We start from the raw sequence: 24,143 nt of genomic DNA on the forward strand, positions 1-24,143 counted from the left end.
GGACCTTAAACCCAATGAGATCATAAAATTGGTTGAATTGAAAAAAAGCTGCCGAATTAATCTTACTTAAAAAGTTTACGGTTTCCCAAATTGCCAACATGGTCGGCTTTTCTGAACCGTCCAATTTTTCCAGGGACTTTCATAAACATTTTGGTCTTCGTCCAAGTAATTTCACCAATAGAATGGGCAATAACTTTGTATCCTAAAAAAGGAAAAATACTTTGTTTATGTTTGTTATATCAACACAAAGCGTTATGAAAAACTTTCTGAATATTACCCTGTTACTCCTTTTTTCCATTTTAAGCAGTAATGCTTTTTCTCAGCAAATGGAAAAGAAGAGCAAGAAGTGGAAATTAGTCTGGCAAGACGAGTTCGATTATGAAGGGCTGCCGGACTCCACAAAATGGAGTTTTGATACCAAGGGAAATGCATATAACTGGGGTAACAATGAAGCACAGCATTATACTGATAAGGACTCGTCAAATGCGTATGTCAAGAATGGATTCTTGACCATTACAGCGAAGCGTGAGGAAATTGATAATAAGAAATATAGCTCAGCGAGATTGCGCTCCTTACATAAAGGGGATTGGAAGTATGGACGTTTTGTTATTAGGGCAAAGGTTCCTACCGGACGTGGTACTTGGCCTGCTATCTGGATGATGCCCTCAGCAGACACCTATGGAGGCTGGCCAAAGAGTGGTGAAATCGATATAATGGAATATGTAGGCTCACATCCTGATTCAGTATTGGGAACCGTCCATACAGAAAGCTATAACCATGTCATTGGAACCCACAAAGGAAAATCCACCTTCCTGCCCGATGCTCATAAAAAGTTTCATACCTATGTTTTGGAATGGGATGCCAATGAAATCAAGATCTTTGCTGATAAGAAACTCTATTTCACTTTTAAGAATGAAGGAAAAACAGCAGCTGAATGGCCATTTGACCAAAAATTTCACTTGCTACTCAATTTAGCTATAGGCGGGGGACTTGGTGGGCAGAAAGGAATAGATGATAAGTTATTCCCACATCATTTTGTCATCGATTATGTCAGGGTTTATCAACGTTAGGTGAACCCAATAAAATAGGCCATGATAATTTTATATCATGGCTTTTTATTATATAAATAGTTCTAATTCAGCTTTGTGTACACCGTCAGGTGTAGTGTAGAAAGGTCTTCCTTCGACCACCACATTTTTTTGCGGATCAATTCCAAGAGCATGGTAAATGGATTGATGGATCCTTTCAATACGAATAGGTTTTTCAATCGTTTTGCAAGGCCTTTCATCTGCTGTTTTGCCATAAACAAAACCTTTTTTGACACCTCCGCCGAACATGAGGATGGAACTCCCATCCGTAAAATGCCTGTGCATTCCATAATTCTTAATGTCGTTGATGATATCCGGCTGGTCAACTTGATGCAAAACCTCTGCACCTGGTCTTCCTTCCATCACCATGTCGCGACTGAATTCACTGGCAATTATCACCAAGGTACGGTCTAAATGTCCCGAACGATCCAAATCTTTCAATAATTGAGCGATTGGAGCGTCAATCAGTTTCTTCATGTCCTTGGCTCTGGTATGACCATTTTCATGGGTATCCCAGCCCATAAAAGGTTCATATTCACTGGTCACCGAAATAAAACGGGCACCTTGTTCCACCAATCTGCGAGCCATCAGGCAGCCTAATCCAAATTTACCCGTGTTATAGATATCGTACGTTTCTTTAGGCTCCTCAGATAGGTCGAAGGCCTTTGCCTCCGGAGATTTAAGCAGCCTGTAGGCCTGCTCCATGGACCGCTTGAAGGATTCCTTTTGGTAATCACTGCCAAGGTCTCCGATAGCGTTTTTCCCTAAGAGTTCATTGTACAATTGGTTGCGGCGTTCGAACCTACTGAATGACATGCCCGCGGGTGGTTTTACAGAATCTAGACCAGATGAAGGATCAGGAATCATAAAAGGACCAAATTCACTGCCCAATATTCCGGCCGTATGAAAAGCTTTTAGCTCCTCGGCTTCTCCTACGGTCATACGTTGCCCTATATTGATAAAGGCGGGTATTACGGGGTTTTTCGGCCCCAATTCCTGGGCGATCCAAGAACCTATATGTGGTGCAGCAACCGTTTGGGGTGGTTCATAGCAGGTATGCCAATGATATTGATGCCTAGAATGCAGGATATGACCTAAATCTGCAGCCATGTATGAACGTATCAGGGTTCCTTTATCCATCATGGCAGCAATTGACTCCAAGCCTTCAGAAAATTCAATTCCATCCAATGCAGTGGGGATAGATTTAAACGTGCTCAAAACCTTATTGGAGTCAAGTCCCTTTTCATATGGGGTATATCGCTTTGGGTCAAAAGTTTCGGTATGTGCCATTCCTCCTGCCATCCATAAAAGAATTACCGAATCAGCAGTTCCTGTCATATTGCCTGAACAGGAGGATAATAATGCAGAAAGGGGAGAGCCAGCAGCCAAAGCTGCCAAGGTCCCAACACCGGCAGTACGCAAAAAATCCCTTCTGTTATAATTCAGTTTCATGATCTATAGATTTATTATTCAATAAATTGAAATTCCGGAAGTAATACGATCGCCCAAAGTAGCTCCTGAACCGATCCCTCTTCCAGTTTTTCCTCAAATAGGGTATTGGCAATCTTGAGTTCATCGGTACTTGGCTTCCTACCTAAAGTTTGCCCGTAAATAGCTTGGATCAGTTCATTCGGATCTTTATACTGTGCCACCCATTTCTTGGCGCCATGGATCAAGGTTTCGTTTAATTTTGTGCCATTTGTTAATTCCATGGCTTGTAATAAGGTCACATGGCCTTCACGCACGCTGATTACGTTTTCCCTGCTTGGTCGTCCTAAAGCCGTTAAGAATGGGTCGTTTTGGACCAAGGCCGCTCTTACAAAGCTGGAGGCATCCATGTAGGCTTTGGGATCAGCAAGCGGATTATATTTCAATGCTTCCACGGTATATACAGGTGAAACCAATGTGCTCAGGGCATCTGAAAATTGTTCAGCGGTGAGTTTCTTTTTTAAAATCCCTTTAAAGACAAAATCTGGAGCATTGATAGTACTTTGGTCTTCCAGCCCTATGGAAGGTAATTGATAGGTTTTTGAAGTTGTGATGAGGTAGAGCAGCTTTTTGATGTCATAGCCTTCCTCGACAAAATTTACCGCCATCCAATCCAATAAATCGGCACTCCAAGGCTTCTTATCCATTTCATCCGTTGGCGAAACGATTCCTCTGCCCATTAATTGCGCCCAGATCCGATTCACTAAGGTCCGGTATAGTCTGCCATTTTCGGGTTGGGTCAAGTATTGGCTCAATTCCTTGGACCTTTCTGCCACACTGCCTGTTTTGTTGATCGTTCCCAATTCCGGCCAGAGCATCCTTGTATCGGCCATTTTTCCGGTGGGAATATCACAGCGATTGATTTCTAACTGTTCTTCCGAAAATATATTGGCAAAGGCGTAGGCATCGTCTAACTTCCAATCACTAACAAAGCTGTCATGGCATGAAGCACATTTCAGGTTTACACCCAATAAGGCTTGCGAAACATTCTGGGCAGCCTGCATAGCGGTAGTTTGACTGCTGTTTACTGCACCTCTCCAAGCAATACCCTTAATAAAGCCCTTGGATTCCTCCGTAGGATCCAATAATTCCATGGCAAATTGTTTATAGGGCTTATTGGATTGCAAGGATTTAAATAACCAATCTGATATATTGAATCTTCCTCCAGTGATATAGCCTGTACCGGAATAGTCATTTCGTAATAGATCATTCCAGAAGGTAGTCCAATGCGTTGCATATTCCCGATCCTTGGAAAGAAGACTAGTGACCAGTTTTTCTCTTTTATCGGTATTGTCATCGGTGATGAAATTCTTGATTTCTTGATCCGTAGGTGGCAAGCCAATCAGATCGAAATAAACCCGACGGATATAGGTTCGATCGTCCACAGGTTTCTGCCATTGAATTCCTTTTTTCTCAAAGTAGGCATTCACCAGACGATCAATAGGGTTTTCCATTCCGGCAACTACTGGAGGCAATGCTGGTTTTCGAGGTGCTAATGGCGCATTCGGGAAGATTCCTTTGATATTATCTGGCCAAGGGGCTCCTTTGTCAATCCATAATTTGATAATGGCGATGTCCTTTTCACCTAAGGGTTTTCCTTTTCCCGGCATAGCTTCTTTATGGCCGGGAGGCAGAGAGACCCTGCGTAGCAACTCGCTATGTTCAGAATCCCCAGGTTGAATGACTATTCCCGATTCACCACCTTTAAAAACCATTTCTTTTTGGTCAAGACGTAGTTCACCTTCGGTTTTATCACTGCCGTGACATTGAAAACAATGGTGGGCAAATATCGTTCGGACAGCCAGGTTAAGATTGACCTGCTGTTCTGTGGTTAAACTATCGGAATCCGTGGAAAAGGAGGCAAAATCAAAATCCGCAGATGATACGCCGCCGGCAATTTCACCCAGGTTTTCATCTTGGGGAGCCCATGGAGTGTTGCTCAATAGATAATCTTGGCCATGGGTCAATGATCCTCCAAAATGTCCCGCCATAAAAATGCTTAAGACCGTTAAAAGGAGTGAGGTGCGATAAATAGGAATCAGGCTATTTTTACCTTGCTTTATGATCTGCAGGAGAACAATGGCCGTAATGGTTCCAAAAACGGCGGTACTGATGCCCGACCATTGATGCCATTCAAAGGTCTCTCCAGAATAACTGCCTGTATTGGCGAGAAATAAACCTAAGCCTGCGGCTACTACTGCAGAAATTGCTCCAATAAATATCAGCCAATTGGTTCCTGTCCGAAGGTTTGAATGAAAGGTGCGGAGTTTGGCCAGCTCCATAAAGCCAGCAACCAATATCAAGGCTACCGGAAAGTGGACCAGCATAGGATGGAGTCTTCCTAAAAATACCCATCCCCACCATGGATCCGCTTCAACCTTGTTTTTTTCGATAGTTTCAACAGCAACTTCTTGGGCCGATAAAACAAAAAACAAGAGCATAAAACCCACAACAAGGAATGCGGATTTATAGGAATAAAAAATCTTTTGACAATTCGGTTTATACATGATTGGTCCTTTATTGATGACCAGTGTTTAACTAAAGTTAATAAATAATTGGCAAGGACCATCCTGCACCATCATGGCATTAAATCTATGGAAATCAGTAATTAGCAGCTTTGTCCAACAGTTTGCTGGTTTATTTGTTATTTCTATAATCTAATTGTTACGAAGGTTCTATCGTGACCTTATTTTATAAATCATAACACTATTACTATGTCAGAAAAAAAAGCAGAAAAAGATCCACAAATCATAGTTCAAATCCGTGAATTTTTAGATGGCCTCAACAATAGCGGGGGCGAACCATTGGAGACCCTTTCTCCAAAGGATGCCCGTCAAGTTTTGGTAGACGCCCAAAAGTCAGTGAAAGTTGATTATTCAGGTATATCGGAGTCTGAAAGAGAAATTACCCAAGATGGTATCACCGTCAATATACATATCGTAAAACCTGAGCAAAGCAAAGATCAAAAGCTGCCAGTTTTTATTTTTATTCATGGTGGTGGCTGGATATTGGGTGATTACCCAACCCATAAGCGTCTGGTTCGTGATTTGGTGATCAATTCTGGGGCCGCGGCCGTATTTGTGGACTACACACCTTCACCTGAAGCGAAATATCCTGTCGCCATCAATGAAATTTACGCAGCTACAAAATGGGTTTCCGAGAATGGCGATGAAATAGGGGTTGATGGTTCGAATTTAGCTATTGCAGGAAATAGTGTTGGCGGGAATATGACCGCAGTTACCTGTTTGATGGCAAAGGACAAAGGGGGACCAAAGATCAAGTTTCAATTGCTCTTATGGCCAGTGACCGACGCAGACTTTAACCGCGACTCTTGGAAAAAATATGCAGAAGGAAGATTCCTTACTTCCAATATGATGAAATGGATGTGGGATAATTACCTGCCGGATGAAAGCAAAAGGAAGGAATATTACGCCACACCTTTCAATGCCAGCATCGATGAATTAAAAGGATTACCTCCTGCATTGGTTCAATTGGCTGAAAATGACATTCTATATGATGAAGGCTTGGCCTATGCCAGAAAACTGGATGAAGCGGGTGTGCCTACAACCATCCAGACCTACAATGGCTTTATCCATGATTATGGCTTGTTAAATCCTTTGGATCATATTGAAGCCGTTAAATTTTCAACAGAACAGGCTGCCTTAGGTCTTAAGAAAGCTTTATTTGGTTAGTGGAATTTTTGGTGAAATTCAATATCTTGAATGAATCATTAACTGATTAATTATATGGATCTGAAAATTAGAAAAGAAGAGGAAAATGATTATCCATTCGTTTTTGATTTAATAGAGAAAGCATTCCATGAAGAAGCCATGAGCGATCATCAAGAACAGTATTTGGTAGATCGATTAAGGCAATCTGCTTCGTTTAGGGAAGAACTCTCCATCGTTGCTGAAAAGGAAGGGAAGATTGTAGGTTATGTCCTGTTAACAGAAATCAACATCATAAACAGCCAAAACCAAAGTTTTATTTCTTTGGCTTTGGCTCCTATTGCAGTATTGCCCGCTTATCAGGGACAAGGTATTGCTGGAGCATTGATGCATGCTGCCCATGAAAAAGCCAAAGAACTAGGATATGGTTCCATCGTTATTTTAGGGCATGCAGATTATTACCCTAGGTTTGGATATCGGCTGGCCAAAGAATTTGGAATAAGATTGCCTTTTGACGTACCTGATGAGAATTGCTTTGTAATTGAGCTAAGCGAGGGAACATTAAAGCATATAAATGGGACCGTGGTTTATCCTGCAGAATTTGGTTAAAAAAGGAGTTATTATTTTAACCTGGTTCGAGATTCATTCGAGACATATTCGAGAATAATTTTATCCAGTTCGAATTTTCCGAATGTGTCTCGAATGAGGTCGGAACGAAATTCAGATATTTCCATCAATTTTAAAAAATTCATATTATCAGTTTTGGATATACTAAAGCTCAGCCTAAATTATGGATAGAATCCCATAAAAGTTTATTAAATTGAATGGACTAAAAACCATTAGGTTTTATCATTCAACAATTAAAACTTTTAATAAACTAGTTTAAGATGGAGCATTGGGAACTCGTACTGATCTTTCTGATGATTGCTTTTGTGTATTCGTCAGTTGGCTTTGGTGGAGGCTCAAGTTATTTGGCGGTTTTGGCCATGTACAGTTTGCCGTATCAGGAAATCAGGCTTACTGCGCTGATATGCAATGTAATCGTGGTTGTAGGTGGAGTGATCATTTATATCAGAAATAATCAAGTTGATTGGCGAAAAATTTTGCCATTAACATTGATCAGTGTTCCGATGGCCTATTTAGGAGCTATCATGAAATTAAGCCAAGAAACATTTTTTATGATTTTGGGAATTACTTTAGTGATAGCAGCAATTTTATTATGGCTCCAGACAGGGAATAGACCTGAAGCAGAGCGGACAGACCAGGGCAAGACAGGTGTAGTTCAAAACAGTTTATTAGGAGGCGGAATAGGGTTTTTGTCTGGTTTGGTCGGAATTGGTGGAGGAATATTTTTATCACCCCTCCTCAATTTGATTAAATGGGATACCGCCAAGAAAATTGCGGCAACCTCAAGTGTGTTTATTTTGATAAATTCCATATCTGGAATTGCTGGTCAGTTCTCAAAATTAACAGTCGAGATGAACTTTTCAAGGATCGGGATTTTATGTCTTTCGGTATTGCTAGGAGGACAGATAGGATCGAGGATGTGCATCAAATGGAATCCTTTGATTGTAAAAAGAATGACAGCAGTTCTTGTATTAATCGCTGGAATAAATGTTTTGATAAAATATTGGTAGCAGAAATAAAAATGAAGATTACAGTGTTGGGTTTTGGGATAGCAAAAGAAATTTTTGGCTCATCGGAGATTCACTTGGAAGTGCATGATGCGCTAGATGTCAGAGGTTTAAGGGTTTTAATAGAGGGGAAGTATCCTCCATTGACAAAACTTAAATCTTATATGTTTGCTATTAATGAGGAATATGCAGAGGATACGCAGATAATTAACAGTGGAGATGAAATCGCATTGATTCCACCAGTAAGTGGAGGCTAAGATGGTAGAAATTAAGATATCAGCAGACGTACTTGATATTGTTCATTGTTTGGCAATTTCCAAGGATCTGGAGAGTGGCGGGGCAGCTTCATTTATTGGTTCTGTGCGAAACAATACCAAGGGGAAACCAGTCATTCGACTAGAATTTGAATGTTATGAAGCCATGGCGCTAAAAGAAATGCGAAAGATAGCCGAGGAAGCCATTTCCAGATTTGCAGTAAGGAACGTAGTTATCCAACATCGGGTCGGGATTTTATATCCTGGAGATGTTGCAGTGATCATTGTAGTCAACGATGGGCATCGGGATTCAGTTTTTGATGCTTGCCGATTCATTATAGATACCTTAAAAAAAACGGTGCCCATTTGGAAAAAGGAAGTCTTTGAAAATGGGGAAGAATGGGTATCTGCGCATCCATAGGTAGCGGATATATTTAGTATATTTAATAGATAAGATTGTATGCTGATGAAGGAAGAAGCCTTGAAAAACAATTCCATAGAGAAACTTGATATCATAAAGGTCAAGGAAAACAGCAGTCATGCCATGATGGATGAAGTTTCGGTGGAGGAACCATTAGAAATCAAGGTTCGGTATGGGAATGATTCTGAAAAGAAAATCAAGAATCTTTCTGTTACCATGCGGACTCCAGGAAATGATATGGAACTTGCTGCAGGGTTCTTGTTTACCGAAGGGATTATTTCTGAGCTTGGCCAAATCAAACACATTGAACATGCTAAAACTGATTGTTCCAGAAACAATGAGAACAGTATTGTTGTTGAACTTGTATCAGGGTTTACGCCGGAATTAATGAATGTGGATAGAAACTTTTATACGACCTCAAGTTGTGGGGTATGTGGAAAGGGTTCCATTGAGTCAATCCGGACGGTTAGTTCTTTTCAAGAGATGGAAAAGGAAGAGCTGAAAATCGATCTGGAGGTATTATACCAATTATCTGAAAAGCTTAGGGTCTTTCAGGATAATTTCAGTTCAACAGGAGGTATACATGCTTCTGGCATTTTCGACTTAGAAGCTAATCTATTAGGGCTTAGAGAAGATGTAGGTAGGCATAATGCTTTGGATAAACTGATTGGTTATTTCCTTTTGGAAAATCAATTGCCATTAAGGAATAGGATTTTGGTCTTGAGTGGTCGGGCCAGTTTTGAATTGGTTCAAAAAGCTGCGATGGCGGGTATTTCCTTTATTGCAGCTATTGGTGCACCATCCAGTCTTGCGATCAAGCTCGCTAAAGAGTTTGATGTTAGTTTGTTGGGTTTCCTAGGTAAAAATAGGTTTAATATCTATCATCAGGGAGCAAATTTGACTATTAATAATTTATCATGAAAATTAGGATAAAAGATAATTCTGTACGGATTCGTTTGACACAATCGGAAGTTAATGCACTATACCAAGATGGGAATATTTCAAGTAGGACGGAATTCTTGGAACAAGCATTTGTTTATGCTGTGGAAAGAGCGGATGTGCCGGAATTATCCGTAGAGTTTGTAGAAAATAAAATCACCTTGAAAATCCCTGCTAATCTGCTTGAACAAATGTATTCGACGGATGTCGTAGGATTTGAGGGCCTTACGGGAAAAGTAAAGTTGTTATTAGAAAAGGATTTTGTGTGTTTGGACAATACTTTGGAAGACCAAAGCGATAATTATCCAAACCCTAATATGAAGTGTTAACCCACTTGAAAATCACATGGCTATGGAAGAACGAGATAAAAAATTGATTGAGCAAGAAATTAAATCAGAACCAAGTGCGGAAAATCCCTTTAGGTTATTGGATTTAAAATTGACTCCAGTTGAGAAAAAAGCGGCTGGTATTCCGGCGGTTTTGGCAGTATTCAGTGATTTATTTGAGGAGAAAGCCGTAGTCCGTGCTGGTCGAGCCTTATTCAAGGTAAATCAGATGGAAGGTTTTGACTGTCCGAGCTGTGCCTGGCCTGATCCAGATGATGAACGTTCGGTGCTTGGTGAATACTGTGAGAATGGAGCAAAAGCAGTGGCAGAAGAAGCCACGAGTAAGCGTGTTACGCCACAGTTTTTTAAGGAAAATTCAGTTGCTGATCTAGCCAAATTGGATGATTACCAAATAGGGAAGATGGGCAGGTTAACCGATCCGATGTATTTACCAGAAGGGGCAACTCATTATCAACCCATCAGCTGGAATGATGCTTTTAAAAAGATTGCATCCCATTTAAATGCACTGGAATCACCCGATCAAGCAGCATTTTATACTTCTGGAAGAACGAGTAACGAGGCTTCCTTTGTCTACCAATTATTTGCCAAGGAATTCGGGACCAATAATATGCCTGACTGTTCCAATATGTGCCATGAAACTTCGGGTTCGGCCTTAAGACCTACTATCGGAATTGGGAAAGGGACAGTGACCTTAGAGGATTTTTATGATACAGATGTTATAGTCATCATCGGTCAAAACCCTGGGACGAATGCACCTCGAATGATGAGTGCCCTTGCCAAAGGGAAAAAGAATGGAGCTAAGATCATTGCCATCAATCCTTTACCTGAAGCCGGTCTGATGGGTTTTGTTGATCCGCAAAGTGTGCTTGGCGTTTTGGAAGGTGGTGTTAAGCTTGCTGATCTTTATTTACCTGTTAAGATCAATGGTGATATGGCTCTCCTAAAGGCCATCGAAATGCTCTTGATAGATTTTGAAAAGAAGAATCCAGGTTCGGTGTTTGATGAACAATTTATTGAAAATAAGACGGTTGGATTTAATGAGTTCCTGCAACAGTTCAATGATCTTGATCTGGATGAGCTAGCTAAAGAAGCTGCTGTCGACAAGGACCTGATCTATGAGGCCGCAGCAATGATTGCCTTCAAGAAACGCATTATTATCAGCTGGGGAATGGGGCTGACCCAACAACCTAATGGGGTAGATATGATTCGTGAGATCCTGAATATCCTGTTGTTGAAAGGAAGCATCGGTATTCCAGGAGCTGGTGTTTGTCCCGTACGCGGACACAGTAATGTGCAAGGAAATAGGACAATGTTAATTGATGAAAAACCATCAAATGAACAGTTGGATAGAATTGAGAATTTCTATGGGTTTCAGGTACCTAGAAAACATGGCTATGATGTGGTGCGGGCCATTAAGGCTATGCATGAAGAAAAAATAAAATTTATGTTCTGCATGGGCGGAAATTTTCTATCCGCTACACCTGATACGACATATACGGCCAATGCCTTGCGTAAGCTTAATCTTTTGGTCTGTGTGTCCACCAAGCTCAATAGAGGGCATTTGGTGCATGGAAAAGAAGCCATTATATTGCCAACATATGGTCGAAGCGACAAAGATATAGTGAATGGAGAGCTTCAGATTATTTCTACTGAAAACTCTATGGGGGTTGTTCAACAGTCGAAAGGAATGTTGGATGCGGTCTCGGATAATCTGATCAATGAGACCCAGATCGTATGTAGAATGGCAATAGAGACTTTAGGAGATCGTTCCGTGGTAAATTGGAAAAGATATCATGACAGCTACGATGCGGTCAGGGATGATATAGAACAATGTATTCCGGGTTTTGATAATTACAATGTTCGCGTTCGTGAAAAAGGAGGTTTTTATTTACCTAATGAGGCACGCGATAAACAATATTTCTCGAAGAAATTAGAGGGTAAGGCGCCATTTACTTTAACCGAGGTTCCGGATAATACCTTGGCTGATGATGAATATATGATGGCAACGACAAGGACCCATGATCAATTCAATACGACAATTTATGGATTAGATGATCGGTATCGTGGCATCAAAAATGAGCGAAGGGTTATTTTTATGAACCAGAAGGATATTGATAAAGCTGGCTTCAAAGCTGGAGATAAAGTGGATCTATATAATTTTGATGATGGAATAGAGCGTGTTGCACCATTATTCATTATTGTTTCATATCAGATTCCTGAAAAGAATACGGTAACCTATTTTCCGGAGACCAATGTGCTTGTTTCGGTAAATAACGTGGTTAAAGAGAGTAACATGCCAGCATCGAAATATGTGAAAATCAAAATTAAGCCACACGATCCAGCAGTTTACAAAAAAGTTGATCAAATGTTGTATCAAGGTGCTATTCAAAGGCCATAATTGGGGATTATATTAAAAGGAAATTTATTGTATAGTAGCTCAGATTAAGCCTACCTTTGGCAAGTGAGATTCCAGCAAAATCAAAGTGCATGAATGATTCCCTGTATTTGGAACGCTGATTTAATTCTGCTAAGATTTAAAATAATATGATTATTAGAAAGAAGGAGCATTGGTTCAAGATGCTTTTTGTTTGGCATGGTTCGGTATTACCTGCATTGGTGCCCAGACTATTGTTACTTTTGGTCTTTTCTGTTTTGGTTGCCTATTTCCATGGAACCGTTCTGGATTTTAAAGTTCCCTTAAATCCAGCCCCATTGACTTTATTTGGTTTTGTTTTGGCTCTATTTCTGGGTTTCCGAAATAATGCTAGCTATGAACGTTTTTGGGAAGGCCGAAAATTATGGGGAGCCTTGTTAAATACTTCACGTTCTTTGGTTAGGCAGATTTTGACCTTAAATAATGGCGAGAAAAACAAGAATTTCGTGGTTGGATTTATCCATTTGATCAGTGCTTTTGTCTTTGCTTTGAAGCATCAACTTCGAGGGACCGATCCAAGAGAGGATATGGAGAAAAGGTTAGATCCAAAAAGCTTGGAGCTTGTCATGTCCAGTATGTATAAGCCAGTCAGCATAATGCGGATCATGGCTGAGCAACTGCAACAAGCAAAGTTGGAAGGGAGGATGGATTCCATTCAACAGGCAAGAATGGATGAGAACCTCGATAAGCTTTCCGATATTCTAGGGGGCTGTGAGCGGATTATCTCGACACCTTTGCCCTATAGTTACAGCGTCTTACTTCACCGGACGGTTTATATTTATTGCGCCATGTTACCATTTGGCTTAGTGGACTCATTGGGATGGTTTATGCCATTAATCGTGGTATTTATTGCCTATACTTTTGTTGCATTTGAGGCCATAGCCGATGAAATTGAAGAACCATTTGGTGCGGAAGCGAATGATTTGGCACTCAATAACATGAGTGAAATGATCGAAGAGACCATTGAGGAGCTTGTTGGGCTACCGAATACAAGGAGGCCAAAACCGTATCAAGAAATTATTGACTAACTACAAGTCTAATAGACCGTTTTTTAGGGAGTAAACTTTTAAGTCTGGAAAAGCTTTCTTGATTATACGGGCAGCTATTTTACTTCTTTTTCCGGACATACAATACAAAATCACCTTAGAATCGATAGCTGCAAATTCCTTTAGGTGTTGATGCAAATCATTCAATGGAAGGTTTTTGCCACCAATATTAAATTCTTCGTGCTCATCTGGTTCTCTTACATCGAACAGGACGAATTTTTCGGGATGGAGGTTATATTCTTCTAAAGTAATGGTTGGATTGCTTTCCGGTAAAGCCTTGATCTGAATATTCGATTTTTTTAGTTTAATGATCCTTGATCTGCCTGTTGATGTATCCATGATCCATAATTTTCCAGCCAGAATATCCGGCATACCAGTAAGGTATTTTATGGCTTCATTGGCTTGCATACAACCAACAATTCCAGCTAAGCTGGGGATGACACCGCCTTCTCTACAATTTGGCACCACTGTGTTTTCAATATCATGGTAAACATCCCTGTAATTCGTGGAATAGGTTCCATCCTGAAGTTTAACATTCCATATACTTACTTGACCTTCATATTGGTAAATTGCAGCATAAACCAATGGTTTGCCAGCTAATACACAAGCGTCATTGATGAGGCATTTGCTTTCTAGGTTATCGGTTCCTTCCAAGATCAAGTCGTATTCTTTGATCAGGTCCATGATATTATTGGAGGTCAAGCGGATTGGGTAGGAGATAATATTGATCTCAGGGTTCTGCAATTTAAGTCGCTCTGTTGCAACTTCTACTTTCCAATTATCGATATCTTGTGGTCCATATAAGACTTGCCGGTGTAGATTGGATAGCGAAATGATATCATCATCAACCAATCCTAAGGTTCCAATACCGGAGGCAGCAAGATATTGGGCTGCAGGGCAACCCAAACCGCCCATTCCGACAATAAGAACTTTGGCATTTTGGAGCAATTGTTGCCCTGTATTACCAAATCCTGGTAAAGCTATTTGACATTGATATCTTTCGAAATTAGGTTCCATCTATATTTTTTTTTGTTCTTGAAGCGCTTTGTCAGCTATTTCTGCATCCTCAGGACTGTTCACATTCATTAAAGCATCAGGATTGATAGGGTCTAAGATCAAGCAATCCGAATGGATCAGGACTTTCCTAGGGCAGGTAATGCCATTTGCTAGAAAGCTTAACAGTAAGGGATAGCTTTTTGGCTCCCAGATACTTATCAAAGGTTCTGGAAGGCCGTCAAATGGGCTTTTATAGGTTGTCGCTAATTTATTAGAGTCGCGTGATTGCATTAGCTTGGTTAGGGAGTCTTTGTCCAACAAAGGCAGGTCACAAGCTACAACCAGCCAAGCTTTGTCGCGATGGGCATGAAATGCTGAAAGGATACCGCCAAAGGGGCCCATATTGAGAAAAGTATCTGTCAATGCCTGGTAATTTGGGTCAAAGTCTTGGGTTTGATCTTGACGGCAGGAAATAAAGACCTGATCACAGAATTCTGCTAGCAGATCGGCAGCATAATATCTTTGTTCCTTGCCATGCCAATGGATTAGATCTTTGGGTTTTCCCATTCTACGGCTTTTCCCTCCTGCGAGGACCAGACCATAGATTTCTGCTACCTTATTCTGACCTTTTGAAGTCATTTTTTCCTCCTGTTTTTTCAATCAGTTTAATTTCTCGAATGATAATATCATGGCTGAGGGCTTTGCACATATCATAAATGGTCAATGCAGCAATGGAAACCGCAGTCATTGCCTCCATTTCAACCCCAGTTTTTGCTTCCACCTCTGCTATGGCATAGATGTCAAGACTGTTACCGTTGAATTTTATTTCAACTTCACAATTCTCCAGACCAATGGGATGACATAATGGAATAAGTTCTCCAGTCTTTTTAGCAGCCATAATTCCCGCAATAATAGCGGTGTGGATAATGGAACCTTTAGCGGTATTGAAGTTCTCTTCGGTCAGTTTCTGCATAACTACTGGAGGAAGTTCAATGCTTGCTTTGGCCGTTGCACGTCTTTGAGTTATCTTTTTATCCATGACATTGACGATGCTGGGTTGTTGGTTTTTATTGATATGCGAAAAATCGGTCATTCTATACTATTTATAGGTCCATACTTGATAAACTTCACCCTTATAAAAACTGTTTTTTTCTAAGGGAAGTTCTATAAAGGCATTAGTTTCGGCGAGATGTGAAAAGTCTCCAGAACCATTGCTGTTCACGGATACTGCCGTTAATTGTCCCAAATTATTCACCTTCAGTTTTACCTGAGCAAAATATTGCAAAGCAGTTGAAAACTGAATGTCATTTTGTAAGATAGCAAACTGTGGAGTAGATACTTCTATATTCAATGAAGCCTCCAACCAGGGAATCAAATAGCGATTAAGGCACATAAATACAGAAACTGGATTGCCTGGGAATGCAAATAGCAGTTTATCGTTTTTATCCTTTCCGAACCAAAAAGGTTTACCAGGTCGCTGTTTGATTTTGTGGAAGAGTTGTGTTACGCCTAATGCGGAGCAAACTTTTGGTAGAAAATCATATTTTCCCATCGAAACGCCACCAGTCATGACCAGTACATCGTAATGAACGAGGAACTCAGCAAGTTTTGCTTTGATTTCATCGAAATGATCGTCGAGATGGTAGGCATCCGCCGAAATCTGATATTTTTTCAATGCAGATTGTATACTGATGCCATTGGACCGTCTCAATTGATATGGGCTTGGAACTGAATCAATGGATACCATTTCGTCACCAGTAGAAATAATGGCGATTCTGGGTAGTTTTTTTACCAAGACTTCAGTTTTTCCGATAGATGCAGCAATTCCCATAATAGCTGCTTCAATAATTTTTCCGGCTTGCACAAGGACTTCACCTTGTGCTTTATCCTTAGCCTTTACATGGATATTTTGTCCTTTTTTAACTTCAATATTGATGACTGCAAAGCCATTCTCAATGCTTATATCTTCATAACGGATAATACTGTCCATTGAAGGGTCTAAGGCTGCTCCCGTCATGATCTCAATACAGGAGTCTATGGATGCAATCGAAATAGGATGTTCTCCAGCAGCTTGAACAGCTTGGATTTTAAACTTCTGAACACCAGCAGAGAGGGCTTTAGCATTGATTGCTATTCCATCAACTGTTGCTCGGTCAAATGGAGGTAAATCGCGATCCGCAGTCAGGTCTTCAGCGAGTACCCTTCCTAAAGCATCCAGCAGAAGGATCGATTCTACTCCAAAATCCCTTTTTTCTGAAAGGATTATCTGTTCAGCTTGCGCAACGGTAATCATTTCCATTTTATCCTCCAATTGTTGCCATTGATTGATGAATAGTATTGGGATCTAAACTAATTTTTTCAGCTTCCCAACCATCTTTAGGTTTATGCTGTACACTTTGTATGATTAAATCTTTTAGTTCCATATCTGTTTTTCCCAATCGCATTTCATCTTTTAAGTTTATTCCCCCACCTTCATATAGACAGGTTTTCAGAACCCCTAATGGGCTAATGCGTCCTCGGTTGCAATCCCCGCAGAAGCTACGGGAATAAGCTGCTATGATTCCAAATTCCCCTTTAAATCCAGGTATTTTATAATTGTAGGAGGTGGAACTTATTGGGTCTTGTAGTTTATTTATTTCTCCAAAGTGTTCTTGGATATGTTGGTATATATTATGCTGGTTCCATTTTAGGGAAATCTCTTTATTATCACCATTGAAAGGCATTTCTTCAATGAATCTGACAGCAATTGGGAGGGTCTTGCCCAAGTTGACCAATGGAATGATGTCTTCAATATTTTGACCGTCCATTACAACGCAATTGATCTTTACTTGAATATTGTTCGAGAGCAGGCTTTCCATGGTTTTCATGACCTGCCAAAATTCATTTCTACGGGTAATTTTGAAGAATCTATTCTCGTCTAAGGTATCTATGCTAAGGTTGACAGATTTGATTCCAGCAGCTTTTAGCTGCGGAATAAAAGGTTCGGTCAAGATACCATTGGTTGTGATGCTTAATTCGTTGAGCTTGTTAATTTGGGCAATTCTATGGATCAATTCCATGCAGTTTTTCCTTACAAAAGGTTCACCACCGGTAATACGGATCTTATCTACGCCAAGTTGAGTGAAGATGTTGCAAAGTCTGATTATTTCATCATCTGTCATCAATTCATTTTGCTTGATCCAAGGAAGGCCATTTTCGGGCATACAGTAAGTGCAACGTAGATTACATCGGTCAACAACAGCAAGCCGTAAATAATTAATAGTTCGCCCAAATTTATCCTTCAACATATCCTTCATAGATGTCCTCTACCAAATATACTTAATGTTTTAATAGGAATTAAGGCAATTTGGGGACAGATTGTGGGAATAAATATACTATGGTTAATTTTATTTATTAAAAAGTGTGTACAATGGAATATCTACCAATACAGAAACATTGAATCTGGAGACAGAAATATGCTCTTCCGTGATAGCAGCTTCTCCATTGCCGATCTTGATGGTTCTTAGGCTTGGTATATAATTATAATGTACCCCAAAGGTTAGGGGAGAAGATTTGTGATTTATATAGAACCCTACACCTGGAGCAAGGAAATGTTCAAATTTTAGGTTTGAATAAAAAGTAGTGTCATTGTTCAAACGAACATTTACTAACGTTCCTAGATCAATAATGCTCGCAAAGAAAGTGATGTAATTTTTAAAACTGACCGATACGCCGATGGGAGCGGCAAGTCCAATATTGGTTTTTGTTTGATTTTCAGAACCATATGCAACCTCTTTTCCTGCTGTTAATCCGACATAACCATTCAAACTGATGTTAAAATTACTATTTCTTTTGATGGAGCTGCCTCCAATGGGTAGGGCATAGGCTTCCAATAGTTTTTCCATGTCTTTATCTGCTTCGACTTCCGCAAGTTGAACCATAAAGATCAATGATCTTCTATAGTTATTTTCTTTATCGACAGGTAGGTAATCTCTCATTTGGCTTAAAATGCTCACCAGTGCTTTTTGATAATCTCGTCGCACCAAGGAGGAAGCGAAGTCCTGATAATTTGAGAAGAAGGCGAGATATTCTTTTTTTAAATAGAAAACACCTTCTGCAGTGCCTGATTTCAAGAATGTTGAAAATGAGGATTGGAGCATACCTAATAGTGTCAGACCCTGTTCGGTATTGAGGTAATAATTGTTTTTGGCAATAAACTGGCTTGCGGCATTTAGCTCATCAAAATAGAACAGTAATTGTTTTATTGAGTTCTCAAATTGGTAGATGTCATAATTATTGGAATAGGGTTTAAATTGTTCATTTAGGAGGCCGATAAAATATCTTTTGGTCTTATTATTGGGGTCAGAGAAATTTAGTCGATTGATGTTGATCCAAGTACTTGTTCCTCCAACTGTATCTCGCAAGGCTTCGGATAATAGGTGGTTTATGGCGACTGCTTTAGCAATTTCCTGATCATGGTAGATTTCACTGTTCAATTTTTGAAATATACCTGGGAGTGAAATTCCAGTACCTAAGTCAGCGTGAAGATTGGCAGCAATTTTTAGGATGTCCGCACCTTGAGGAGGGATTCTTGGAAAAACCCGATATGCTTCACTGGCCAGTCTTTTATGGATATTACCAAGGTCATTATCGACGACCTGTCTTAGGAATATCAAATCTGCACTGTAATAACTTTTTTGACCATATAACCTTTTGGTTTCTTGGTAAGTTTCAGGGAGTAAGGCATCGAATATTTCCTCTTCTTTATCTGTGATCCGTTCAAATAGTTTATTTAAACCATAATAAATGACTTCCTGTTTGAATCGATTCGCCATAAATGTAGAAAGACCATTGATTACCGCTGCTTCCCAACCAAATCCTGGAGCTGTACTTAACGCAATAGCTTTAAGATCTAAATCCTTAGCTTTCCCTGGCACATCAGTATCCTCATCAATATCGGTGAAAGCTTTAGAAGAATCCTGAGAAATCGCTTGGTCCACGGAAGGTATAATCTTTATGGCATTTAGTAAATCCTGCAGGAATGGGTTTTGTATTTGATCGGCGTTTATTTCATTGATATTATACCTTTCTAAGACCGTCTTTATTTCCTCAGAAAAGGAGCGTAAGTTTTCAACTTGTTTAGTTTTGACCAGATTTTCCAATTTGGCGAGATATACTGCATCAGCATAAGTGGGTTGAATATTGGGTTTCACTGGATGCTGTCCAAATGAAAGTATTGGAATGATCAAGAAAAGATAGAGAAGGCTTTTCATAACAAAGAATAATTAGGTGTCGGCAATATTTGATTGCCATTAGTGTAATAGAAAGTAATAATTGGTTGCTGGTTTGCTCTACGCAGAATGAATTTTAACCTATTCTAAATTACAGGAATAAATAATGGATGGAAATACCTATTGGTAGGTATTTTTAGGGAATGTCTATGGATTATCCAGCCATTAATGTATAGAGGAATCTACCTAATCCGCCAAAAATAAGAGCTAGACAAAATGATACTATTCCAAGTATGTTTTTATTTTTTTCGATAAGTTTTAGATCGGGCTCTTGGTATCCATTGAAGCGCTTGGCAATTTCTACCCCAACAGTACCATCATAAAAGCCAACCATGCCGGATAAAAAAAGTACGGTATTGGCAGAAGCAAACATGGATAAAAAAAAGCCACTTAGAAAATAGATAGCAAATGAAAAGATGATGAAATAAGCGTAATTGAGTTTGAATCTGAAAGCGATAATTGAACCTAAGGTATCAATGATGGATACAGAAAGCAAGGCAAGCACAAAGATGATTACGATTTGGGTACTCATTTTATCAGTTTTGATAATTATAAAACTAAGAAAATCTAAAATGTTATAAAAAGGTTATGAAGAATATTATAGGCTATAATTGATTTGAGAATATATTTTTTAATAAAATAAGAAAGCAAACAGACCATTTGGCCTGTTTGCTTCTTTGAAACTTTGTTTATTACTATGAGAAGCCTATCCTAGATAGGTTGAATCATACATTGTTTTATCTCCAGATCAGATTTGCACTGCAAGGCACGCCTGCATAATCGGCATCAGGTTGTTTCAGCCAAATTGCTCCACTATCCTTTTTCTCCAGATCATACATTTTTCCATCGGCAGGAATGATTACGATATATCCATATTTTCCACCGACAGATGCAACCCATGAGCCATCAGCATAGTCATGGTCGCTCCAAGGAGTTCCTCCTTTACTCGCTCCTGTAAAGGCTATGTATTTTCCATCAGGGGAGAAGGTAGGCCGGTGTTCGCCATCGTAGCTGATCACCTCTGATAATTCACTGGTCGTGATCTGCTTCATGTCCCTTCCATCTATATTGCACATCCATAGGTGTCTATCCTTACGGAATGCCAGTTTTGTACCTTGCGGATTGACAGTAACAGAGCTAATTCCACTTTGGGTAAAGACATTCGGAGCGGTCTTAAAACCATCTGCCGCAGAACTCTTATAAACCGAATTGCCAATCCTGAAAAAGACGGTATTGTCTGCAGTCCAGACTGGGATGCCATAATTCAAGAAACTTACCCCCTTCACATACCAGGAATTAATAAAATTGCCGTTTGCCGCGTCAATGATGGTTATTGGCATATCCGCAAAATGTTGAGCATCTAATACGAGGTATTTTTCATTTGGGGAGATATGAGCATCGGTAATTTCAATATCATCTGCTTCATAGGTGATATCAAAAACATTTTTTCCGTCCTGTAGTGAACTGTAATCCATTTTTGCACCTTTATCCCGAAGGACAAATCTTCTTTCCGTAAAATTAAAGGCACCTTCAACATCCATGGTCAGCAGGGTCTTTTTATTGTCCCAACTAATGTCATAACTATCATACCTGGAATTTCCAGGGCCGATCCCAATCCATTTGTCATTATATTTTCCTGAACCAAAATCCATGTAGCCCACTTCACCTGCAAAATACCAATATATGCTTCCCGGTAGGTTTTTTATTGCCTTGCCATCGCTTCCCATGATGTCATCTTTGCTACAAGCAGTTAAAGAAAGGATAATGGCAATGATGAAGGGGAAGATTGTTTTTATTGTTCTTATAAGCATGGGTCGTCCTTTATTTCGTGTAAACTGGATTAATTTTGCAGTTTTTAAAAGCTTAATACAAAGTTAAATCCAGACCATTTTTATAGCAATACTATAAACTGACTAAAACCTTCTACTAGTTTTCCAGTAGTTTTAATTATAAGCGTAACATTTTTGATAAAATCCATGTATCTTAATGCATACTTATGCCTGTCGTTCGCGTTCATATTGCTGTCTTATTTTTGATTCTGCTACATCTTATGGCGAGTGGACAGGAACTTCCTGCATTACAGTCGAATCTCGAGCAGGCCAAAACCAAGGAAGAAAAATTTACTGCTTTGGTAAATCTTTCCGATTACTGGTCCTATCGCGATACAGCAAAAGCCTTTGAGACGCTTAGGCAAGCCCAGCCTTTTGTCGAAGGGAAAGATTTCTTGCGAGGAATCTATCTGTTTTATGAAGCTGGGATTTACTATGGCTATGACAATCCAAAAAGTCAGAAGCTCTACATGGAGGCTGAAAAATTCCTCAAGGATATAGATAAGCCTGCTGCTTACGGCTATCGGGCAAGATTGTGGCATAATTACGGTTCGCTTGAGCAGCAGGCAGATAACGATAAATCATTTTTGGACATCACTTTGACCTATTGTATCCCTTTTGCCATAAAATCGGGGGATAATGATCTGTTATTGAGTTATTTTACAGATGTAGGGATGGTATTCTATAACAATAAAGAATACCAGAAGGCTTTAGATTATTTTGAAAAGGCTGTCTCTTTGGTCCGGACGCCTGAACAGGAGTCAGGAAACCTATTATTTACCTATCTCAATATGTTTGATTTATTCTACGCGATGGGGGAAATAGAAAAGGGAGACCGTGTTTTGGGTAAAGCAGAGAAATTATTGAATAAGTTGGAGGACAAGAAACTAGCTGCTGCATATTACAAGAATAAGTCGAGGTCCCTGATTCAACAGAAAAATTATCTGGAGGCCTTGAAAAGTATCGAGAAAGGATTGGAATGGGCTCAGGAATATAATTCCTATTGGGATTTCTATTATTTAAAGTATGAAAAGGTTGTTGTATATAATTTGATTGAAAATTATCAAGCCGCGAAGGTTGAGCTCGAAGAATTATTGCGCGATCCAAGAGGGTCAGCTATGACCAAGAACCGATTAGGTCTTATGAGTGACCTTGCGGAAATGGAGGCGAAATTAGGGAATATGGGAGCTGCATATCAAATTATCCGAAAGCATAAGCAAATGAGTGATAGCTTGAGTTCATTGGATTTTAAAAAGCAAATGGCGGAGCTGGAAACTCGTTATCGGACAAAGGAAAAGGAGCAGGAGATCGTTCTGCTCGAAAACCGCAATATCCTGAACAGGGCAATCTTACTGGGAGGGATCCTGTTGACCAGTATTTTTGGCCTCTGGGTCTGGTATGCCTGGAATGCTCGGAAAAAACGGAATATGAAGGATACCCTTTTACTCAAACAACAGCGTGAAATCGATGTGGCAAAGGCATTGGTCGATGGGGAAGAGCAAGAACGAAAACGCTTGGCCAGAGAACTTCATGATGGGCTTTTAGGTAGGGTAACGGGATTGAAAATGAATGTGGAACGGATTGCTCGGGATTCGGAACAAAATGACCTACCCACTGTAGTCAATGAGTTGGAGACTGTCATCACCGATTTGCGGCATACGGCCCAAAATTTAGAGCCTTCGGTATTGAAAAGGAATGGTTTGGATGAAGCGATTAGACATTTTTGTCAATCCATGCAATCCGGCAGTAGCCCAATTTCCTATTATGGACAGGGGTTGGAGGGAATAAAGGACAAGAATATTCAACTCTCTATTTATAGGATTGTACAGGAATTGGTCACCAATGCGGTCCGACATGCCCAGGCAACAAAAATATTGCTGCAATGTTCAGTAGAAAATGGTTTCCTGATGATTGAAGCGGAAGACAATGGAAAGGGTTTTAACCCTGAAAGTATACAGCGAAATATGGGTTTGGATAATCTGGAATCCCGATTGAAGAGCATAGGAGGGACATTGAAGATTGATTCCCAACCTGGAGAAGGAACACATATAATTATTGAATGTCAATTGTAAATTATGATTAGAACTGTTATTTGCGATGATCATCCCTTGATTACCCAAGGATTGACAAGTTATCTTGCCGCACACAATACTATTGAAATAATAGGCTCCACATCCTCAGCTAAAGAACTTCGGAATATCATCTCGAAAGTGGAGGTTGATGTACTACTGTTAGACATTCAATTGCCGGATGGGAATGGCATTGATCTTTGTGTCGAATTGAAGCAGGAGCATCCCGATTTACAAATCTTGGCCCTGAGCAATCTGGATGATAGGAACATCATTTTGAGGATGTTAAATGGCGGTGCATCAGGGTATTTGCTTAAGAGTGCGGCAATGGACGAAATCGTTAAGGCGATAAACCATATTTATGAAGGTGGTGTCTACCTGGATTTGAATGCGCAAAAAAGTTTGGGGAGTTCGAAGGTAAACCTATCCGAGGAATTCCCACCCATTACCCGACGAGAAAAGTAGGTGATAAAATACCTTTCTGAAGGTTTGAGTTCGGTGCAGATTGCTGAAATTATGTTTGTCAGTCCATTTACGGTAGACACCCATCGCAGGAATCTGATGCAAAAATTCAATGTTAACAAGACCGTTAATCTCCTGCAGAAGATAAAGGATTTGGGATTGGATGAATGATTTTTATTGGAGAACTTGGCTTGGATT

23 protein-coding genes and 1 pseudogene are annotated in these 24,143 nt (G+C 39.9%); 14 read left to right on the forward strand and 10 right to left on the reverse strand.

Features of this window, described 5'->3' with window-relative positions:
* Nucleotides 1-56 precede the first annotated feature (56 nt).
* Nucleotides 57-206: pseudogene (locus NLF99_RS12185) on the forward strand (helix-turn-helix domain-containing protein); the annotation flags it as partial.
* Between the two features lie 48 nt (nt 207-254).
* Nucleotides 255-1,070 (forward strand): family 16 glycosylhydrolase, encoded by an 816-nt coding sequence (locus tag NLF99_RS12190; protein WP_185217137.1) that lies wholly within the window; start codon nt 255-257, stop codon nt 1,068-1,070.
* Nucleotides 1,071-1,118: 48 nt separating this feature from the next.
* Here the strand turns inward: NLF99_RS12190 and NLF99_RS12195 are convergent, their stop codons facing one another.
* Together NLF99_RS12195 and NLF99_RS12200 are read right to left on the reverse strand one after the other, a co-directional pair.
* Nucleotides 1,119-2,540 (reverse strand): DUF1501 domain-containing protein, encoded by a 1,422-nt coding sequence (locus NLF99_RS12195; protein WP_254528535.1) that lies wholly within the window; start codon nt 2,538-2,540, stop codon nt 1,119-1,121.
* A 14-nt stretch (nt 2,541-2,554) separates the two neighbouring features.
* Nucleotides 2,555-5,083 (reverse strand): DUF1549 domain-containing protein, encoded by a 2,529-nt coding sequence (locus tag NLF99_RS12200; protein WP_254528537.1) that lies wholly within the window; start codon nt 5,081-5,083, stop codon nt 2,555-2,557.
* Nucleotides 5,084-5,290: 207 nt separating this feature from the next.
* On the opposite strand from NLF99_RS12200, the gene NLF99_RS12205 reads away from it, so the two are divergent.
* The 9 genes from NLF99_RS12205 to NLF99_RS12245 all read left to right on the forward strand — a co-directional run bounded on the left by NLF99_RS12205 (nt 5,291) and on the right by NLF99_RS12245 (nt 13,301).
* Entirely contained in the window at nt 5,291-6,268 is a 978-nt protein-coding gene (locus NLF99_RS12205; RefSeq protein ID WP_254528539.1) for an alpha/beta hydrolase, read from the forward strand.
* 54 nt (nt 6,269-6,322) lie between these two features.
* On the forward strand, nt 6,323-6,853 hold the full coding sequence (locus NLF99_RS12210; protein ID WP_254528541.1) for a GNAT family N-acetyltransferase: 531 nt from the start codon (nt 6,323-6,325) through the stop codon (nt 6,851-6,853).
* A gap of 278 nt (nt 6,854-7,131) precedes the next feature.
* Nucleotides 7,132-7,881: a sulfite exporter TauE/SafE family protein gene (locus NLF99_RS12215; protein WP_254528543.1), complete on the forward strand. Its 750-nt coding sequence runs from the start codon at nt 7,132-7,134 to the stop codon at nt 7,879-7,881.
* Nucleotides 7,882-7,892: 11 nt separating this feature from the next.
* Complete coding sequence (locus NLF99_RS12220; protein WP_254528545.1) at nt 7,893-8,135, forward strand: MoaD/ThiS family protein; 243 nt, start codon at nt 7,893-7,895, stop codon at nt 8,133-8,135.
* Between the two features lies 1 nt (nt 8,136).
* The gene (locus NLF99_RS12225; RefSeq protein ID WP_254528547.1) at nt 8,137-8,553 is read left to right on the forward strand and encodes a molybdenum cofactor biosynthesis protein MoaE; all 417 of its coding nucleotides are present in this window, start codon (nt 8,137-8,139) and stop codon (nt 8,551-8,553) included.
* 39 nt (nt 8,554-8,592) lie between these two features.
* Complete coding sequence (gene fdhD, locus NLF99_RS12230; protein WP_254528549.1) at nt 8,593-9,474, forward strand: formate dehydrogenase accessory sulfurtransferase FdhD; 882 nt, start codon at nt 8,593-8,595, stop codon at nt 9,472-9,474.
* The gene (locus tag NLF99_RS12235) at nt 9,471-9,821 is read left to right on the forward strand and encodes a hypothetical protein (RefSeq protein ID WP_254528551.1); all 351 of its coding nucleotides are present in this window, start codon (nt 9,471-9,473) and stop codon (nt 9,819-9,821) included. The genes fdhD and NLF99_RS12235 overlap by 4 nt, the downstream gene beginning before the upstream one ends.
* 22 nt (nt 9,822-9,843) lie before the next feature.
* A complete protein-coding gene (locus tag NLF99_RS12240; protein WP_254528553.1) occupies nt 9,844-12,237 on the forward strand; it encodes an FdhF/YdeP family oxidoreductase in 2,394 nt (797 codons plus the stop codon).
* Between the two features lie 146 nt (nt 12,238-12,383).
* Entirely contained in the window at nt 12,384-13,301 is a 918-nt protein-coding gene (locus tag NLF99_RS12245; protein WP_254528555.1) for a bestrophin family protein, read from the forward strand.
* On the opposite strand, the gene NLF99_RS12250 is transcribed toward NLF99_RS12245, so the two are convergent.
* The 8 genes from NLF99_RS12250 to NLF99_RS12285 all read right to left on the reverse strand — a co-directional run bounded on the left by NLF99_RS12250 (nt 13,302) and on the right by NLF99_RS12285 (nt 21,396).
* Nucleotides 13,302-14,336, reverse strand: a complete 1,035-nt coding sequence (locus NLF99_RS12250) for a HesA/MoeB/ThiF family protein (protein ID WP_254528557.1) — start codon at nt 14,334-14,336, stop codon at nt 13,302-13,304.
* Nucleotides 14,337-14,954: an NTP transferase domain-containing protein gene (locus NLF99_RS12255; RefSeq protein ID WP_254528559.1), complete on the reverse strand. Its 618-nt coding sequence runs from the start codon at nt 14,952-14,954 to the stop codon at nt 14,337-14,339. It abuts the gene before it with no gap.
* Nucleotides 14,932-15,408 (reverse strand): cyclic pyranopterin monophosphate synthase MoaC, encoded by a 477-nt coding sequence (gene moaC / locus NLF99_RS12260; protein ID WP_254528561.1) that lies wholly within the window; start codon nt 15,406-15,408, stop codon nt 14,932-14,934. The genes NLF99_RS12255 and moaC overlap by 23 nt, the downstream gene beginning before the upstream one ends.
* A gap of 6 nt (nt 15,409-15,414) precedes the next feature.
* Nucleotides 15,415-16,614, reverse strand: coding sequence for a molybdopterin molybdotransferase MoeA (locus NLF99_RS12265; protein WP_254528563.1), 1,200 nt, complete (start codon nt 16,612-16,614; stop codon nt 15,415-15,417).
* Between the two features lies 1 nt (nt 16,615).
* A complete protein-coding gene (gene moaA / locus NLF99_RS12270) occupies nt 16,616-17,602 on the reverse strand; it encodes a GTP 3',8-cyclase MoaA (protein ID WP_254528565.1) in 987 nt (328 codons plus the stop codon).
* Between the two features lie 99 nt (nt 17,603-17,701).
* A complete protein-coding gene (locus NLF99_RS12275) occupies nt 17,702-19,567 on the reverse strand; it encodes a hypothetical protein (protein WP_254528567.1) in 1,866 nt (621 codons plus the stop codon).
* A gap of 172 nt (nt 19,568-19,739) precedes the next feature.
* On the reverse strand, nt 19,740-20,117 hold the full coding sequence (locus NLF99_RS12280) for a hypothetical protein (protein WP_254528569.1): 378 nt from the start codon (nt 20,115-20,117) through the stop codon (nt 19,740-19,742).
* Nucleotides 20,118-20,322: 205 nt separating this feature from the next.
* Entirely contained in the window at nt 20,323-21,396 is a 1,074-nt protein-coding gene (locus NLF99_RS12285) for a hypothetical protein (protein WP_254528571.1), read from the reverse strand.
* 239 nt (nt 21,397-21,635) lie between these two features.
* On the opposite strand from NLF99_RS12285, the gene NLF99_RS12290 reads away from it, so the two are divergent.
* The 3 genes from NLF99_RS12290 to NLF99_RS12300 are packed head-to-tail and all read left to right on the forward strand — an operon-like array spanning nt 21,636 to nt 24,116.
* Nucleotides 21,636-23,486 (forward strand): sensor histidine kinase, encoded by a 1,851-nt coding sequence (locus NLF99_RS12290; protein ID WP_254528573.1) that lies wholly within the window; start codon nt 21,636-21,638, stop codon nt 23,484-23,486.
* A gap of 3 nt (nt 23,487-23,489) precedes the next feature.
* The gene (locus NLF99_RS12295; RefSeq protein ID WP_254528575.1) at nt 23,490-23,948 is read left to right on the forward strand and encodes a response regulator transcription factor; all 459 of its coding nucleotides are present in this window, start codon (nt 23,490-23,492) and stop codon (nt 23,946-23,948) included.
* On the forward strand, nt 23,949-24,116 hold the full coding sequence (locus tag NLF99_RS12300; protein ID WP_254528577.1) for a helix-turn-helix transcriptional regulator: 168 nt from the start codon (nt 23,949-23,951) through the stop codon (nt 24,114-24,116).
* The last annotated feature ends 27 nt before the right edge of the window (nt 24,117-24,143 follow it).

The sequence above is a fragment of the Sphingobacterium sp. LZ11T8 genome, assembly GCF_024261425.1.
Lineage (GTDB): Bacteria > Bacteroidota > Bacteroidia > Sphingobacteriales > Sphingobacteriaceae > Sphingobacterium.

Bases quoted from the DNA above. Each gene is read 5' to 3' on its own strand.
- NLF99_RS12240 (WP_254528553.1), top strand. From the start codon at position 9,844: ATGGAAGAACGAGATAAAAAATTGATTGAGCAAGAAATTAAATCAGAA.
- NLF99_RS12245 (WP_254528555.1), top strand. From the start codon at position 12,384: ATGATTATTAGAAAGAAGGAGCATTGGTTCAAGATGCTTTTTGTTTGG.
- NLF99_RS12235 (WP_254528551.1), top strand. From the start codon at position 9,471: ATGAAAATTAGGATAAAAGATAATTCTGTACGGATTCGTTTGACACAA.
- NLF99_RS12265 (WP_254528563.1), bottom strand. From the start codon at position 16,614: ATGGAAATGATTACCGTTGCGCAAGCTGAACAGATAATCCTTTCAGAA.
- NLF99_RS12205 (WP_254528539.1), top strand. From the start codon at position 5,291: ATGTCAGAAAAAAAAGCAGAAAAAGATCCACAAATCATAGTTCAAATC.
- NLF99_RS12255 (WP_254528559.1), bottom strand. From the start codon at position 14,954: ATGACTTCAAAAGGTCAGAATAAGGTAGCAGAAATCTATGGTCTGGTC.
- NLF99_RS12275 (WP_254528567.1), bottom strand. From the start codon at position 19,567: ATGAAAAGCCTTCTCTATCTTTTCTTGATCATTCCAATACTTTCATTT.
- NLF99_RS12295 (WP_254528575.1), top strand. From the start codon at position 23,490: ATGATTAGAACTGTTATTTGCGATGATCATCCCTTGATTACCCAAGGA.
- NLF99_RS12290 (WP_254528573.1), top strand. From the start codon at position 21,636: ATGGCGAGTGGACAGGAACTTCCTGCATTACAGTCGAATCTCGAGCAG.
- NLF99_RS12220 (WP_254528545.1), top strand. From the start codon at position 7,893: ATGAAGATTACAGTGTTGGGTTTTGGGATAGCAAAAGAAATTTTTGGC.
- NLF99_RS12210 (WP_254528541.1), top strand. From the start codon at position 6,323: ATGGATCTGAAAATTAGAAAAGAAGAGGAAAATGATTATCCATTCGTT.
- NLF99_RS12285 (WP_254528571.1), bottom strand. From the start codon at position 21,396: ATGCTTATAAGAACAATAAAAACAATCTTCCCCTTCATCATTGCCATT.
- NLF99_RS12250 (WP_254528557.1), bottom strand. From the start codon at position 14,336: ATGGAACCTAATTTCGAAAGATATCAATGTCAAATAGCTTTACCAGGA.
- moaA (WP_254528565.1), bottom strand. From the start codon at position 17,602: ATGTTGAAGGATAAATTTGGGCGAACTATTAATTATTTACGGCTTGCT.
- NLF99_RS12280 (WP_254528569.1), bottom strand. From the start codon at position 20,117: ATGAGTACCCAAATCGTAATCATCTTTGTGCTTGCCTTGCTTTCTGTA.
- NLF99_RS12195 (WP_254528535.1), bottom strand. From the start codon at position 2,540: ATGAAACTGAATTATAACAGAAGGGATTTTTTGCGTACTGCCGGTGTT.
- NLF99_RS12190 (WP_185217137.1), top strand. From the start codon at position 255: ATGAAAAACTTTCTGAATATTACCCTGTTACTCCTTTTTTCCATTTTA.
- moaC (WP_254528561.1), bottom strand. From the start codon at position 15,408: ATGACCGATTTTTCGCATATCAATAAAAACCAACAACCCAGCATCGTC.
- NLF99_RS12215 (WP_254528543.1), top strand. From the start codon at position 7,132: ATGGAGCATTGGGAACTCGTACTGATCTTTCTGATGATTGCTTTTGTG.
- fdhD (WP_254528549.1), top strand. From the start codon at position 8,593: ATGCTGATGAAGGAAGAAGCCTTGAAAAACAATTCCATAGAGAAACTT.
- NLF99_RS12225 (WP_254528547.1), top strand. From the start codon at position 8,137: ATGGTAGAAATTAAGATATCAGCAGACGTACTTGATATTGTTCATTGT.
- NLF99_RS12200 (WP_254528537.1), bottom strand. From the start codon at position 5,083: ATGTATAAACCGAATTGTCAAAAGATTTTTTATTCCTATAAATCCGCA.